The 16,919-nt window shown below is 31.4% G+C and carries 11 protein-coding genes; all 11 read left to right on the top strand.

Features of this window, described 5'->3' with window-relative positions:
* Positions 1 to 185: 185 nt before the first annotated feature.
* Positions 186 to 3,755 (top strand): Ig-like domain-containing protein, encoded by a 3,570-nt coding sequence (locus IPK88_19790; GenBank protein MBK8245681.1) that lies wholly within the window; start codon positions 186 to 188, stop codon positions 3,753 to 3,755.
* A gap of 11 nt (positions 3,756 to 3,766) precedes the next feature.
* Entirely contained in the window at positions 3,767 to 5,785 is a 2,019-nt protein-coding gene (locus tag IPK88_19785; GenBank protein ID MBK8245680.1) for an outer membrane beta-barrel protein, read from the top strand.
* Positions 5,786 to 6,230: 445 nt separating this feature from the next.
* Positions 6,231 to 6,704, top strand: coding sequence for a DNA starvation/stationary phase protection protein (locus IPK88_19780; protein ID MBK8245679.1), 474 nt, complete (start codon positions 6,231 to 6,233; stop codon positions 6,702 to 6,704).
* A gap of 129 nt (positions 6,705 to 6,833) precedes the next feature.
* Positions 6,834 to 7,514: a hypothetical protein gene (locus IPK88_19775; protein ID MBK8245678.1), complete on the top strand. Its 681-nt coding sequence runs from the start codon at positions 6,834 to 6,836 to the stop codon at positions 7,512 to 7,514.
* 77 nt (positions 7,515 to 7,591) lie between these two features.
* The gene (locus IPK88_19770) at positions 7,592 to 8,476 is read left to right on the top strand and encodes a polyphosphate kinase 2 family protein (GenBank protein MBK8245677.1); all 885 of its coding nucleotides are present in this window, start codon (positions 7,592 to 7,594) and stop codon (positions 8,474 to 8,476) included.
* 351 nt (positions 8,477 to 8,827) lie between these two features.
* Positions 8,828 to 9,910, top strand: a complete 1,083-nt coding sequence (locus IPK88_19765) for an AI-2E family transporter (protein MBK8245676.1) — start codon at positions 8,828 to 8,830, stop codon at positions 9,908 to 9,910.
* A gap of 44 nt (positions 9,911 to 9,954) precedes the next feature.
* A complete protein-coding gene (locus IPK88_19760) occupies positions 9,955 to 11,637 on the top strand; it encodes a Na/Pi cotransporter family protein (GenBank protein MBK8245675.1) in 1,683 nt (560 codons plus the stop codon).
* Positions 11,638 to 12,020: 383 nt separating this feature from the next.
* The gene (locus tag IPK88_19755) at positions 12,021 to 14,273 is read left to right on the top strand and encodes a DUF748 domain-containing protein (protein ID MBK8245674.1); all 2,253 of its coding nucleotides are present in this window, start codon (positions 12,021 to 12,023) and stop codon (positions 14,271 to 14,273) included.
* Positions 14,274 to 14,329: 56 nt separating this feature from the next.
* Entirely contained in the window at positions 14,330 to 15,124 is a 795-nt protein-coding gene (locus IPK88_19750; GenBank protein ID MBK8245673.1) for an ABC transporter permease, read from the top strand.
* A gap of 4 nt (positions 15,125 to 15,128) precedes the next feature.
* Entirely contained in the window at positions 15,129 to 15,908 is a 780-nt protein-coding gene (locus tag IPK88_19745; protein ID MBK8245672.1) for an ATP-binding cassette domain-containing protein, read from the top strand.
* A 3-nt stretch (positions 15,909 to 15,911) separates the two neighbouring features.
* Positions 15,912 to 16,874, top strand: coding sequence for an MCE family protein (locus IPK88_19740; GenBank protein ID MBK8245671.1), 963 nt, complete (start codon positions 15,912 to 15,914; stop codon positions 16,872 to 16,874).
* Positions 16,875 to 16,919 lie beyond the last annotated feature (45 nt).

Genomic DNA, 16,919 nt, shown 5'->3' with positions numbered 1-16,919 from the left:
TTAGAATGACTTTTATAACATCATAATTTTAGTGACTTTGTTTTCTTTCATTTATAATTTATTTTTAATTATATAAGTACTATTTTGAATTATGTAATAGTTCAATGTTAGTGCAGCCCCATCTTTGCAGTGTGGAAATTCTTTCACTTCTGACCGTCCAGTTGCGGATACTTAAATCAAATAATATGAACATAAAATCTCTAATGGCTTTACTTGCTTTAGTATGGTTTTTTTTAACAAGTGGATGTAAAAAAGATGATTTTAACGAAATCATTGGTATTTGTCCATTAGTTGTTTCTACAGACCCTGTAAACGGTGCAACAAATGTTCCATTGTTTAAGGTAATAACAGCCACATTCAATGAAGAAATTAATCCTGAAACGATTCATCAATTTTCTTTTACCATTACGGGTAGTAGTCCTATAGAAGGATCTATTTTGTACACCGGTTTAACTGCTACCTTTATTCCACTTGCCCCCCTTAAAGACAGTACTACCTACACTGGTAGAATTACAAGGATGATAAAGGATCTTGATGGGAATGCATTACAAACGGATTATGTCTGGACATTTAGCACTGGGGTAACATTGTCACCTATAGTCATAATTACTGATCCATTCAATCTTGAGACTGGTGTTGTTTTAGATAAACAAATCTCAGCAACTTTTAATGTACCGATGGATCCAAACACAATTAACAATAATAGTTTTATTTTAAAGGATGGTTTTGCAGCTGTTGAAGGCTTTGTAACTTTCAATGGATTGACAGCTTTTTTTACGCCAATAATTCCTTTAAAGCCAAATACAACGTACGCTGGTATTCTAACCTCTTCTATAAAGAATGAGGATGGAACATCACTTGCGTCTAATTATGAATGGACTTTTACAACGATTACATTTGTAGCGCCGTTTGTAATAAGTACCAATCCCTCTAATAATGAAACTGGTGTTGCTTTAAACAAAATAATTACGGCAACTTTTAGTGTGCCTATGGATCCATTAACCTTAACCGCTTTTAGCTTTACAATTAATCAGGGTGATGCAAAACTTCTAGGTGCGATTACATACTCAGGTAATGTAGCAACATTTACACCTACAAGCCCATTAAGTCCTAATACTACTTATACTGGAACTATTTATGCTTCAGTAAAGGATCTTAATGGAATCAATATGACTTCCGATTATATTTGGGTATTCAGTACGGGATCAACTGTTGCACCTACAGTTATTTCTACCGATCCTCAAAACAACGCATTTAATGTAGTTTTATCTAAAAGGATTACAGCTACTTTTAGCGAGCCTATGGATCCATCGACAATTAATTCAACGAGCTTTACAATAAGAGAAAATGGAATTTTAGTTGCTGGCACTGTAACATTCTTAAACAGAACTGCAACTTTTGTTCCCACTTTACCGCTTAAAGCAAGTACTATTTATACTGGAACGATTACAACAGAGACAAAAAATTTGTCAGGAGTATCTCTTGCTAAAGATTATGTATGGACTTTTACAACCGTTTCAAATTTAGCTCCACTAGTAATTTCTACTGATCCTGCAAATAATGGTACAAATGTAGCTTTGAATAAAATTGTAACTGCGACATTTAATATGGCAATGGATCCATTAACTATCAATTCAAATACATTCACTTTAAAACAAGGCGTAAATTCTATTTCTGGAACTATCCTATATTCTGGAAATACCGCTTCGTTTATTCCAACTACTCCTTTTAAATCTAATACGACTTACACTGGAACTATAACTACTGGAGCGAAGAATTTATTTGGTATCGCATTAGCAAGTAACTTTAATTGGTCATTTACCACTGTTACTGTTGTTGCGCCAACAGTAGTATCTACTGATCCAGAAAATAATGCAATTAATGTTCCGGTCAATAAAATACTCACAGCCACATTTAGTGTAGCTATGGATCCTTCGACCATTAATGCACAAAGTTTTTTACTTAAAGAAGGGAATCAAGTAATTCCTGGCTTAGTAACTTATAAAGGTTTAACTGCTACATTTACACCGATAAATGTATTGAATCCAAATTTGACATATACTGCAACTATTACTACACTTGCTAAAAATATTCCAGGTGTTCCATTAAATGCGAATTATGTTTGGACATTTAAAACAACCACTATACCTGCTCCTACTGTTATTTCAACAGATCCAACAAGTAATGCAATTAATGTTTCATTGAATAAAGTTATCTCTGCTAATTTTAGTGCTTTAATGGATCCTACTACGATCAATACTTCAAGTTTTTTAGTAAGACAAGGATCAAATACTATTGCTGGAACTGTATCCTATATTGGTACTACAGCATCATTTGTGCCAACGAACCCACTTAAATCAAATACACTTTATACTGTTACCATTACATCTGCAGTAAAAAGTATTATGGGCGTTTCTATGGCAGCAAATTACGTTTGGAGTTTTACTACTGTAACTGTTCTGCCGCCAACTGTAATATCTACAGATCCAACCAATAATGCAATAAATGTATCTCTGAATAAAATAATTGCTGCATCATTTAGTGTGCCTATGGACCCAACAACAATAATTGCCGCAAACTTTATTGTTAAACTAGGAAATAGTTCAGTGGCAGGAATTATTAATTATTCAGGAGTTACTGCAACTTTTACACCTACTGCTCCTCTTAAATCAAATTCATTATATACAGTAACATTGACTACTGGAATGAAAAATATTTCTGGTGTGTCATTAGCAAATAATTATGTGTGGACTTTTACAACAATGAATACCACACCGCCAACAGTTGTTTCAACAGATCCAATAAGCAATGCTACTGGTGTGATTTTAACTAAAATAATTTCTGCTGAATTTAGTGTTCCAATGGATCCTTCTACCATAAACAGTTCAAGTTTTAATTTGAAACAAGGAGGAAATTTAGTAGCTGGTACGATTACTTATTCAGGAACTACACTTACATTTATTCCTTCCTCAAAATTGTTGCCTTTAACTGCTTACACAGCCACTATAAATACACTTGCAAAAAATCTTGCTGGCATACCTTTAGCTGCAGATTATGTTTGGACTTTTACAACTAGAGCTTCATTGAATCCACCATTAGTTGTTCTTGGTTCTGTTGAAAGATTTGGAATCATTGCCGGTGCCGGAGTCAGTAATCAAGCAGGATTCAGTGAAATTCATAATATGGATGTTGGAATTTATCCAGGATTTCGTTCATCAATTACTGGATTCCCTCCAGCAATAGTAGTCAACGGAGCCATTTTTGCTGCAGACGACATTGCGCCGCCTGGTGTACCAGATATGTTGTTACAAGCCAAGAGAGATTTGACAGCTGCATATAATTTTGCTGCAGGCGCATCAAATCCAGCACCCATTACAGTATCTGGCGATCAAGGCGGATTGACTCTTGCTCCTGGAATATATAAATCAACTTCTACATTTTTAATTGCATCAGGCGATTTAACATTGGATGCTCAAGGTGATCCGAGTGCAGTTTGGATTTTTCAAATTGCTTCAGGTTTTACCACTATTGGAGGTGCAGGTGGAAATGTTATTTTAAGTGGAGGTGCTCAGGCAAGTAATGTTTTTTGGCAAGTTGGTAGTTCTGCAACTATTGGAGATTTTACTTCTTTCCAGGGAAATATTTTAGCATTGACTTCAGTAACGATGAATTCTGGTGCACAGGCTGAAGGTAGAATGCTTTGTATCAATGGTGCAGTAGTATTGACAAGTACAAATATTATCAACAGACCATAAAATTAAAAAAAATGAAATACAATATAAATTTTCAAATGTTATTACGCAAATCTCTTACTGTTTATTTAAGTAAAATAATGTGTGTTATTGTGATAGCAATCATGATACTTCACCAACCAATCCAAGCACAGGAATTGAATTATACAAAACCTTCGTTGTGGTTTGGAGCTGCGGCGGGTGCTAATTTTAATTATTACAGAGGATCTACACATCAATTGAACTCTAGCTTTACGCCGCCTGTGACATTTCATAATGCTAATAGTGTAGGGCTTTATCTGGCGCCTTTAGTGGAATATCATAATCCTGAATCTAGTCTAGGTTTTATGTTTCAAGCTGGATATGATGGAAGGAATGCGATATATTCTCAGGTTGTAACACCTTGTAATTGTCCGGCAGATTTAAGTACAAATTTAAGTTATATTACATTGGAGCCAAGTTTACGTTTTGCCCCTTTTAAATCTCATTTTTATTTGTTTGGCGGACCTCGATTAGCATTCAATGTTGCAAAAGCATTTACATATAAATTGGGAATTAATCCAGCTTATCCTGATCAAGAATTGACTCCAGATGTGAAAGGTGATTTGAGTGATGTCAAAAGTACCTTATTATCCATGCAAGTAGGTGCAGGATATGATATTCCTTTATGTTCGCAAAACCACAGGACTCAATTTGTAATTTCTCCTTTTGTCGCTTATCATCCCTACTTTGGACAGTCTCCGCGATCCATAGAAACATGGAATATCAATACGCTTAGATTGGGTGCCGCATTAAAGTTTGGTTTTGGTAAAAAAATGCCTATAATATTGGGTGCAGAGTTACCCGATCCGATCGTTCGGTTTTCTGTAATTGCTCCTAAAAATATTCCTACCATAAGAAAAGTTAGAGAAATATTTCCTCTACGAAATTATGTGTTTTTCGACAATGGTTCAACCCAAATTCCAAATCGGTATGAATTAATCAGTAAAGAACAAGTTAAAAATTTTAAAGAGGATCAATTGGACATGTTTGTTCCTAAAAATATGTCGGGCCGTTCACAAAGACAAATGATTGTCTATTATAATGTACTTAATATTCTCGGTGATCGAATGAATAAAAATACAGCAATGACGATTAATTTAGTTGGATCTTCAGATGTCGGACCTCAAGATGGAATGGATATGGCTGAATCAGTAAAACAGTATCTCGTTAGTGTATTTAGTATCAATCCTAGTAGAATTGAAACTGAAGGAAAGGTAAAACCAAAAATTCCATCAGAACAGCCTGGAGCTACACGTGAACTTGAATTACTTCGTGCTGGTGATCGTAGAGTTTCTATTGAAAGCAAATCACCAGAATTACTCATGGAATTTCAAAATGGATCAAGTACTTTGTTGAAGTCAGTTGAAATAATGTCAAATCAGGAGGCACCACTAGATAGTTATGTTGCATTTAATGCAGATGGTGCAATGGAAGGATTAAAATCGTGGTCAATGGAAATTACTGATGACAACAATGTAGTTCAAAAATTTGGTCCTTTTTATCAAGACTTGGTTAGAATTCCAGGAAAATCTATTTTAGGAACTCGTCCAGAGGGAAATTATAAAGTAAAAATGATTGGATTAGCAGGTAATGGAAACACAGTTATCAAAGACACTAAAGTACATATGGTGCTATGGACTCCAACCCAAGAACAGGAAGGTAAGCGATATAGCATATTATATGAGTTCAATGAATCCAATGCAATATCAATGTATGATAAGTATTTAACAGATATTATTGTTCCAAAAATTCCGACTGGTGGAACGGTTTATATACATGGATATACAGACATCATCGGCGATGAAGTGCACAATCAAAAATTATCATTGGCCAGAGCAAATGACGTTAAGAAAATTATAGAATTGGCATTACTAAAACAAAAAAGATCTGATGTTATTATTGAAATTTATGGTTTTGGTGAAGATGAAAGTATGTCTCCTTTTAATAATACCTTTCCAGAGGATAGATTTTATAATCGAACAGTTATCCTTGATATAGTTCCAAAAAATTAATTGTGATTACTATCCGAATGTTATCCCTTTATAAGAAACTGCCCAAATTTATTTTTGGGTAGTTTTTTTTTGTTTAAGAATTATTTGTGGTATTGGTCCTGTTATTAATTTAAGGTTTAAGTGAACTAGGAAGTTCAGTGTATATTTTGTAGGAATAATGAAACATTTTCTATGAATCATATAATAAAGCTTTGCGGATTGCTTGTACTTTTATCCATTGAAAGTTAGACCCAATCGGTTCAATTAATTCAAGATTGACCAAATGTTTGACTTCAATAAGATAGCCTATGTAAACTTAGTTTGAATTAATTCTAACCAGAGCATAAAGGATATGTTTTATGGCGACTTTTCAAATTTTATACCTTTGATTTTTATTGGATGGCATGTTTGAAATTTTCATAAGTGAGATTAATAAATTGTAAGTAGTTAAAAAAATAGTAAAATCATGAAACTAGAAATTGGAATAGCAGAAAAGAATTTAGAGAAATGTGTTGCCTTACTAAGTATCATTTTATCTGACGAAATGACTTTGTATGTTAAATTAAGAAAATTTCATTGGAATGTTTATGGGGAAAGTTTTATGGAACTACATAAATTGTTTCAATCTCAGTATACAGAGTTAGAAGAAATTATCGATATAGTCGCTGAACGAATTAATAAATTGGGGGGTAAAACCATAGGAACGATGAAAGAGTTTATGGATTTATCAAGACTTAAGGAATCTCCGGATAAATATCCATCTCAGAAAGATATGATGAAGGAACTATTAGGAGATCACGAAACAGTTGTTAAGCAGTTGCGAAAGGACATTGAGGTATGTGTAGATAAAATAGGTGATGCAGGCACAGCGGATATTCTCACCGGCATTATGGAACAACATGAGACCAATGCTTGGATTCTAAGAAGATATTTAAAATAGTAATGCTGGTATCGTAGACATTTAGCGATGATCAAGTTAATATCATATTTTTATTTTACATATTTACTGAATATCTTGAATATATTAATGTTTGGCAGTTATTTTAATTACCTTAATAATTCATAAGTTATGTGTTTTTCAGCAGGTGCAAGTTTTGGAGCAGGAATTGTTCTTTCCGCCATAGGTATGGCTTCAATAAGAAAAGTCAAATCAATGCCTCAAATACTTTTTGCAAGTATTCCCTTGATGTTTGCAGCGCAACAAATTACTGAAGGACTTTTGTGGATCACGCTTAGGGATCCCTCGTTTGTATCCATACAAAGGAATTTAACTTATGTATTTTTATTTTTAGCTCAAGTGACATGGCCAGTCTGGATACCAATTTCCATATTGCTTTTAGATAAAGGTACAAAGTACAAACGGATTCAAAAAGTATTTGTATTCATGGGAGTTGTTATTTCAATTTATTTGGGATATTGTCTTTTTGTTTTTCCTGTAGAAGCTCAGATAATGGATTACCATATATTATATGTACTACATTATCCACATACCAGAAGTTTGTTTGGAAGCGTCTTTTATATAGTTGCCATTTTAGCACCACCATTTTTCTCTACTGTTAAAAGATTGTGGATGCTTGGTTTGATTGTATTTTTTTCGTTTTTAGTGTCTATACTGTTTTATCAGTATTATTTTGTTTCAGTATGGTGTTTCTTTGCTTCGATTACAAGTGTTTCAGTTTTATTTATATTACGTGAAATTAATGAATCAAAGAATACTGTTTTACCGGTCCCTTCACAATTGATTGTATAATGAATTTTTTATATTTATTTTAATAAGAGTAATCCAAACTATTGAAGAAATACAAAACTTAGATTATCATATTTATTATGAAATGGTTAGCGTGTAAAATAGATCAAAATTTGGAAATTAATCTTTCTAAAATTGCTACAAATGTATTGATAAAAAAGTTTAATAAGCAGATTTTAAAAGATCGATTAAATAAGGAAATCAAAAAGATTTCTAAGCTCCAAAATAGAATATATGCAGAGAACAGTCAATCTTTATTAATCATTTTACAAGGTATGGATGGTTCAGGAAAGGACAGCTGTATCAAGCATATTATGAGAGGTGTTAATCCGCAAGGTGTACAAGTGTTTAGCTTTAAACATCCATCTATTATAGAATTGGAGCATGATTATTTGTGGCGTCATTCTCAAAAATTACCTGAATATGGACAGATAACTATTTTTAATCGTTCCCATTATGAGAATGTTTTAATTTCTAAAGTCCATCCTGAAATTGTCCTAGCGGAACGATTACCGGGCATTAAATCAGTAACTGAAATTAATCATGATTTTTGGTTAAAGCGATATAAACAAATTAATTATTTTGAAAATACCATAATAGAAAATGGTACCCAGGTTTTAAAAATATTTCTTCACATTTCGAAAAATGAACAAGCTAGAAGATTCATTGATAGAATAGAGCATAAAGAAAAGCATTGGAAATTTTCATCTCAAGATATCAATGAAAGAAAATTTTGGAATCGATATCAAGAGGCATATTCGAATGCATTCAAATATACGAGTACAAAGTATGCCCCTTGGTATATAGTACCAGCTGACAATAAATTGAATTGCCATCTGTTGATAAGTCAAATTATTGCAGAGAAATTAAAAGCAATGAACCCATTATTTCCACCCATTGTGGCAGAGGAGAAATTCTCTTTAGAGCGGTTTTCAATGGTTTTACATAAGGAGATTAAGAGCTAATTAAGAGATTTGTATTTGTGTTGTTGATGTTTTTAATATTGAGTTTTGTTTCTTTTGTGGCTGGACTTCGTTTTCTTAAGTGATTCTTAATAATTGATTTGTAGTTTTTTAAAAAAATCTAATATAATATATTATAATACAATATTATATATGTTTAAATAGAATATATATATAAAATTTTATTCCTCTATTGTAATATAATTTTTTTGAATAATATTCATAAATTGGCGTTAATTAAAAAATTTAATTTGATATATTTACATGTTTATTCAATGGATGCTGTTTCATTCAACACTGTTTGAGCGAACATCATAATCTTTATTTGCTATTGATTTAAAATTTCTATACATTATGACAACATCTGCACTCGCATTAATTAAAAAATTACTCGTATTATTTCTTTTGATTGGAGGGCTGTATATTTCTAAAGCGTTTTTAATTCCATTATTTATTGCTGGAGTTGTGGCCACGTTGTTCTTGCCTTTTTGTAAATGGATGGAGTCAAAAAAACTGTATCGTGGATTTGCTACCAGTATTTGTCTATTAGTTATTTTATTGTTTATAGGTGGTTTATTTTTTTTAGTAGGATGGCAAGTTTCAGCTTTGGCATCAGATTTTGTGTTAATTAAACAAAGAGCTTTGGAAACGAGTGCTAATATCCAAGATTATATTTTTAACCATTTTGGTATTACCCTAGAAAAACAATCTCAATTATTGGAAACGCAACAAGCTAATGCAGGGGACATTATTCCCATAATGGCAGGATCTATGGCATCTGGTTTTATTAATTTTTTTCTAACTTTAGTTTATATTTTTGGGTTATTGTATTATAGGGCTCACGTTAAAAAGTTTTTATTGATGTTGGCTCAGCCTTCACATCGTGATGAGGTTGAAAAAGTTATCTATAGAGTTGCTAATGTCTCGCAGCAGTATTTATTTGGACTTTCAAAAATGATAGTTTGTTTATGGATTATGTATAGCATTGGTTTTAGTATACTTGGGGTTAAAAATGCTTTCTTTTTTGCAATACTTTGTGGTTTGCTGGAAATTGTTCCATTCATAGGAAATATTACTGGCACAACGATTACAGTTTTAGTGTCAGCAGTACAGGGTGCAAGCTTACCAATAATTCTAGGTATAATTATTACTTATGGTATCGTTCAATTTATTCAAGGCTGGGTATTAGAGCCATTAATTGTAGGATCACAAGTTAAGATCAATCCATTATTTACCATTATTGCACTTGTGGTTGGCGAATTAATATGGGGAATTGCAGGAATATTTCTCGCCATTCCGTTGATAGCAATGTTTAAAATTGTATGTGATCATGTTGATACCCTCAAACCATACGGATTTCTTATCGGAGAAATTGAAACTGTACATTTGGATTTAAAACCTTCAAAAAAAATTGTAAATTTGTTTAAATCTAAATGATCATAAAATTATTTGTCGACAATTCAATTTAATTCTTTCATTTAATGGAAATAGTAGCTAGTATTTTTAAGCTTTCTGCGGGGATAGGATTATTTCTTTTTGCTATGTATCTTATTGAAGAATCATTAAAAAAGCTCTCTGGTAGAAATTTCAAAATATTTTTACAAAAAATAACAAAAAATCGAATTGGAGCTGTCAGCGGTGGGGCAATTGTGACAGGCATTCTTCAAAGTAGTTCAATGGTTTCATTGATGGTGCTTGCATTTGTTGGTGCAGGTGTATTCACTATGAAGAATGCGATGGCAATAATTCTTGGTGCCAATTTGGGTACTACATTAGATAGTTGGTTGGTTGCAACACTTGGATTTAAAGTGAATATAGAGGTGGCTGCATATCCTTCCATTTGTATAGGTGGATTAATGTTGGTTATTTTTGGTAGTCGGGAATTATTTAAATATATAGCTTACTTTTTACTCGGTTTTGGATTGCTTTTCATTGGCCTTTCATATATGAAAACTTCTATGGAAAGTCAAGTAAGCATGTTCGATTTTTCAGTTTACGCTCAAATGCCACTTATTGTTTTTCTGATTATTGGGTTTATTATTACAATGCTTGTGCAATCAAGTTCAGTAACCATGGCTTTAACTTTAAGTGCCTTGAATGCTGGGGCAATAGGTTTTTTACCAGCAGCGGCCTTAGTCTTAGGCTCTGAAACGGGAACTACCATCAAAATATTATTGAGTTCAATCGGCGGTAATGCATCTAAAAAAAGAGTTGCGCTTGGAAATCTGTTATTCAATATTTTCCTTACCATATTTGCTTTTATTTTTATAAAACCAATTTTATTTGTTATTACTGATATTTTTAGTATTGCCAATCCACTTATAGGCCTGGTTACTTTTTCAAGTTTTGTAAATTTGGCAGGTATTATTATTTTTCTTCCTTTTTTAGATCCATATGCTAAGTTTCTCGAGCGCTTGTTTCGTACTACGGATCTTACAGCAGCAGCATATATCAATCATGCGAATCCATCTGAACCAGAGAGTGCAATGGATTTATTTCGAAGAGAGACAGCATATTTTATATACAATTCTATGATTTTTAATGTAGAGCAATTTGAGCTTAAATTCAATGCACTAGTTGATTATCCTGAATTTGATCAAATCAATGAAAAAAGAAGATTTTACGCAAAAACATCAGACGAAAAATATTTATTTATTAAGCAATTAAATGGTGAATTGTTATCCTTTTATTTGAAATTGCGAAGTAAGTTGGACGAAAAAAACATTTCTAAACTCAATCAATTGATTTCTTCCGTACGAAGTGCAATGTATTCTGTTAAAAGTATCCATGATATTGATCTTAATTTATTAAATTTAAAGCAGTCTTCTAAAGATATAAAGTATTCATTTTTTATAAAGCATAAAACCGAAACTGAATTATTGTATAAACAACTAAAGAGTACATTAGATCATGGGGCAGTAGTCAATATGGATACATTTCATGCCATTTATAATCAGATTCAAAATAATTACAGAGAGGCGTTACAAGGATTTTATAGAGATGCGCATTTGGCTCATATTGAAGATATGGATATGACCATTGCTAATAATTTTAATAGGGAGCTTTATACTTCCAATAAAGCTATACTTATGGCATTGAAGGATTTTCTATTGAATGATAAGGATGCTGAAGCTTTTAATGAAATTCCAATATATTTAACCTAAATTTATTTGTAAATTTCCATTTTGGAATGAATTAAATCAGAAGCTTTTATGAATACCATCAAAGCATTATAGTGATTAGTTATATGTGACATGAAGGATATTGAATTAAATATCATTTTTAATTCTACCCAAATATTGAGATATTGAATTGATTTCCCATGTTTTAATTTTTTATTTTTTCGGAATTGTTTATTATTTTTATATTCAAGTCTTTATTTCTATAAGTGGGAATCATCTAACAATTTTATTAAATCATGTAACATCTAATAAAATTAATTTTAACACCTTTGAGCAGCTTTATGCTTAAATTAAAAAGGTTCTTAATTATTTTTGTTAGTACTGTCATAGTACTAATGATATTTATCATTTTGTTTATATCTCCATTGACAAAATATTTAATTGAGAAGTATGATTTCAAGTTTACAGGTCGACAAATATCTTTATCATGGGCTTATGTAAATCCTTTTACCGGTTATATTTATTTGAAAGACCTTTTTGTTTTGGAGGAATGTACCGATACTACCTTTATTTCTGTAAAGGGCTTGAGTGCACAAATAGCATTAAGCAAAATATTTAGGCAATCATTTGAAATTGATCAGTTGACGCTTGATCATCCTTACGGCATTATCGTAAAGAACGGTACTCATATTAATATTGATGATTTATTAGAAAAATTTGTAACTGATGTCAAATCTAATATTTCAAAAACACCTATTCGATTGACCATCTCAAATATAAAGGTAATTGATGGTGAATTTTATTTTATTGAGAGCATTATCCCTATAAATTATTTTATTAAAAATGTTAATATAGAGAGTTCTGGATTTTGGTCAGATGTTGATAGTGTCTCTGCAAAGTTTTCTTTACTACCGGGTATTGGAACTGGAAATGTACAGGGAAATTTTACTTTTAATACAAAAAGTCTGAAGTACCATTACGATCTTTTGGTGCAACAATTGGATCTAGATATTATCCAGCAATACCTTAAAAGTTTAGCAAATTATGGGGCCTTTAGAGCTAATTTGGATGCTCATATTATATCATTTGGAAATTTGAATGCTAAGGAAGATGTTACCATTAAAGGAAATGTTGCTATTAATGATTTTCACTTTGGAAAAAATATTCATGATGACTATGCTTCATTTAAAAAATTATCCATAGACATTATTGAATTAAGTCCAAAAAATCGAATTTATTTTTACGATACAGTTTTATTGATAAGTCCTTTTTTTAAATACGAAAGATATGATTATCTGGATAATATTCAAACGGTCTTTGGAAAGGACGGATCTAATCTTACTGCTGCTAATGATGTAAATGCAGATTTTAATCTAGTTATTGAAATTGCAAATTATATTAAGGTTATTTCAAAGAATTTTTTTCAAAGTAATTATAGAATAAATAGATTAGCTATAAATGATGGTGATTTGAAATTTAATGATTATGCTTTAGCTGAGAAATTTTCAATGGACTTAAAGCCTCTTTTTATTTCTGCTGATTCTGTAGATAAGAGTCATCTAAGGGTAAAAATGAATTTATCTTCCAAAATTAAGCCTTATGGTACAGCGATAGTTAATTTGAGTATTAATCCTAAAGATAGCAGTGATTTTGATTTAAATTATCATATTCAAAATGTTCCTATCCCTATTTTTAACCCATATCTGATTTCATATACTTCATTTCCATTAGATAGAGGAATTATTGAGATAGAAGGTAAATGGAATGTTAGAAATGGATTTATTAATAGCAAGAATCATTTATTGGTCATTGATCCTCGTGTATCAAAAAGATTAAGAAATAGAAATACCAAGTGGTTGCCTTTACGTTTGATTATGGCTTTTGTTAGAGAGCGAGGTAATGTAATTGATTTTGAAGTTCCAATTACTGGAAATTTGTTAAATCCTACTTTTCATTGGCGTGATGTCGTCTTAGATGTGATCAAAAATATATTTATTAAACCTGTTACTATTCCATATAGAACAGAGGTGCGTACTGTTGAAAAAGAAATCGAAAAATCTTTGATGCTAAAATGGGAGATGAACGACTGTAAAGTTAATGATAATCAATTCAAATTTCTAGGAAAGATTAATGATTTCCTAATGGATAATCCCAATGCTACCATTACAGTAACTCCTCAAAATTATAAAATTAAGGAAATGGAGTATTTGCTTTTTTTTGAAGCTAAGAAAAAATTTTATTTAAATGATAATAATATAAATAAGCCAATTTTTACGTTAGAAGATTCACTTTGTGTAAATAAATTATCAATTAGAAACCTTGGATTTTTAAAATATTTAGATAGAAAAGTGAATGGAAGAAAACTTTTTACCATTCAAGATAAATGCAATCTTGTTGTAGAGGATCAATTAATTGAAGATAGATTTATTAAACTGAATAAGGCTCGAGAAATCGAATTTTTATCTTTATTCAAAGGCTTGGAATCGAGTAGGAGAATTCACTTTACTGAAGGTCATCATATAATATCACCTATTGGATATTCATATTATAAAATTGAATACCGAGGAGAATTGCCAAAATCTTTATTAAAAGCATATGATAGAATGAATGATTTGAATAATGGTTCAACCAGAAAAAAGTTTTACTTAAAAAGGAAAAAAAATACCATTTCTTTATAGCAATCCAAAAATGATAACAACGTCTTTAATTTTTACTTCGACTATAATAAACACATATGAATATTCTATATTTTAAGAAATGGATATTTAATTCTAGTTTTAGTCAATATTTTATAGGTGTTTATAAAGCTAATCATTTTGTATTGAAATTTTTTCGTGTGTTATTTTCGAGACCTTTTCATTTTCGGGAAGTGATTCATCAATGTTATGAAATCGGTATAAAGTCACTTTCACTCATTACGCTTACTGGTTTTATTGTTGGTGTTGTATTTACTAAACAATCCAGGCCATCATTGGAAGATTTTGGTGCCTCATCTTGGTTGCCATCTTTAATGGGTATTGCTATAGTTAGGGCTTTAGGTCCTTTAGTAACTGCTATTATTTGTGCAGGAAAGGTTGGTTCTAGTATTGGTGCTGAACTTGGATCTATGCGTGTTACAGAGCAAATTGATGCCATGGAAGTTTCTGCAATTAACCCATTCAAATATTTAGTTGTCACCCGTGTTGTGGCTACTTCCATTACTATACCTATTTTGGCTATGTATTGTACCTTTGTTGGTCTTTTTGGATCTTATTTTAATGTTCATTCTGAAGAATCCACGAGTATCCTTATTTTTTATAAGAATGCTTTTTCTACCATTTCTTTTCTTGATATATTTTCATCAGTCGTTAAATCAATTTTTTATGGATTTACTATTGGAATGGTAGGATGTTATAAAGGATATCATGCAACACAAGGAACTCGTGGAGTTGGAATAGCAGCTAATCAAGCTGTAGTACTTTCTATGTTTCTTATTTTTATCGAAGAGCTTGTCATTGTGCAAATATCTAATTGGATTAGACATTTTTAAAAGTATGAACAAACCTATTAATATTTCTTCAAATCATAAAATGGAATCAGTTATTCATATTAAAGGATTGCAAATGTCATTTGGAGCTTTAGATGTTCTTAAAGGTATCGATTTGGAAGTTTATAAAGGTGAAAATGTTGGTGTACTAGGCAAATCAGGTTCAGGTAAATCTGTTTTAATTAAATTAATGATTGGCTTGCTTAAGCCAAAGGCTGGTCAGGTTCAGGTATTAGGTCTGGAAGTAGACCAATTATCTGGGAGGAAATTGGATGAAATTCGACTTAAAATGGGCTTTTCTTTTCAAAGTAGTGCACTATATGATAGCATGAGTGTATATCAAAATCTCGCATTCCCATTAACGATGAATGTACTTGATCTTACAAAAAAGGATGTGGATGATGCCATAGAAGAAGTTTTAACTGCTGTTAACTTATTAGATAAAATGCATCAAATGCCAGCAGACTTATCGGGGGGACAAAGAAAAAGAATTGGAATTGCACGAACACTAATTCTAAAACCTGAAATCATGCTTTATGATGAACCTACATCTGGTTTGGACCCAGTCACCAGTGCAGAGATTAATGAATTGATTTTAGAAGTACAGTCAAAATACAACACGAGTTCTGTTATTATTACTCATGACTTAACTTGCGCAAAAACAACTTGCAATCGGATTGCCATGCTTGTGGACGGCCAATTTCTTAAGGTAGGTAGTTTTGAGGATGTATTCAATTCAAAAGATGACCAAATAATAAGTTTTTATAACTATAATTTTATACAATAGCATATGGATGATTTAAAAAACAAACATGCAATACTCGTTGGACTTTTTGTTATTGTAGGATTATCTTTTTTGGTAGTTGGAATATTGATGGTTGGAAATTTGCATGATACTTTTAAGAAGAAAGTAAAATTGGTTTCACTTTTTGAAGATGTAAATGGTTTGCAAACTGGTAATAATGTTTGGTTTTCTGGTGTAAAAGTTGGTACAGTAAGTCAACTTAAATTCTTTGATAAATCCAAAGTGGAGGTCACTATTAAAATTGAAACAAATGTAATGCAGTATATTCATAAGGACTCTAAAGTTAAAATAGGTACAGATGGTTTAATTGGAAATAAGATTATAATTATTTATGGAGGTTCGGATTATTCAAATTTAGTAATAGCTGGGGATACTTTAGAAGTTGAAAAAACATTCTCATCAGAAGATATGATCAATATGTTGCAAGAAAACAATAAAAATTTGATCGCTATAACAACAGATTTTAAAGCCATTAGTCACCATTTAGCTTCTGGTGAAGGAACCATAAGTAAATTAATATATGATGAAGCCATTTATTCAAATTTATCTAATACTACAAGGATACTTCAAAATGTTTCTACTAAGGCCAATTTAGTTGCCATTTCATTAGAAAAATTTACTGATGGATTAAATAGGCACGGAACTTTAGGTAATAAATTAGCAAATGATACCATAGTATATGGAATTATTGAACATGCAGCTTTTAAGATAAAGCAAATGGCAGATACCGGATCCGTATTGATGTCAAATTTGAATCGTGTTAGTACAAATCTTAAGTCCCCATTTGGTGTTATAATGAATGATGAAGCTTCAGGAAAGCAATTGAAAGAAATTTTAGTTAATGTGAATAGTGGCTCAAAGAAATTGGATGAAGACCTTGAAGCTGTACAGCACAATTTTTTATTTAGAGGATTTTTCAAGAAGAAGGCGAAGGTGGAAGGGAAGTAATCTAATGTAGAGTATTCATTATACTTTTGGATATCATAAAAAAAT

The sequence above is a fragment of the Candidatus Defluviibacterium haderslevense genome (genome assembly GCA_016712225.1).
GTDB lineage: Bacteria > Bacteroidota > Bacteroidia > Chitinophagales > Saprospiraceae > Vicinibacter > Vicinibacter haderslevensis.
This window is presented reverse-complemented; position numbering and strand designations above follow the sequence as displayed.

Excerpts from the sequence above, each read along its gene's own strand:
- IPK88_19790 (MBK8245681.1), top strand. The coding sequence starts at position 186 with ATGAACATAAAATCTCTAATGGCTTTACTTGCTTTAGTATGGTTTTTT.
- IPK88_19785 (MBK8245680.1), top strand. The coding sequence starts at position 3,767 with ATGAAATACAATATAAATTTTCAAATGTTATTACGCAAATCTCTTACT.
- IPK88_19780 (MBK8245679.1), top strand. The coding sequence starts at position 6,231 with ATGAAACTAGAAATTGGAATAGCAGAAAAGAATTTAGAGAAATGTGTT.
- IPK88_19775 (MBK8245678.1), top strand. The coding sequence starts at position 6,834 with ATGTGTTTTTCAGCAGGTGCAAGTTTTGGAGCAGGAATTGTTCTTTCC.
- IPK88_19770 (MBK8245677.1), top strand. The coding sequence starts at position 7,592 with ATGAAATGGTTAGCGTGTAAAATAGATCAAAATTTGGAAATTAATCTT.
- IPK88_19765 (MBK8245676.1), top strand. The coding sequence starts at position 8,828 with ATGACAACATCTGCACTCGCATTAATTAAAAAATTACTCGTATTATTT.
- IPK88_19760 (MBK8245675.1), top strand. The coding sequence starts at position 9,955 with ATGGAAATAGTAGCTAGTATTTTTAAGCTTTCTGCGGGGATAGGATTA.
- IPK88_19750 (MBK8245673.1), top strand. The coding sequence starts at position 14,330 with ATGAATATTCTATATTTTAAGAAATGGATATTTAATTCTAGTTTTAGT.
- IPK88_19745 (MBK8245672.1), top strand. The coding sequence starts at position 15,129 with ATGAACAAACCTATTAATATTTCTTCAAATCATAAAATGGAATCAGTT.
- IPK88_19740 (MBK8245671.1), top strand. The coding sequence starts at position 15,912 with ATGGATGATTTAAAAAACAAACATGCAATACTCGTTGGACTTTTTGTT.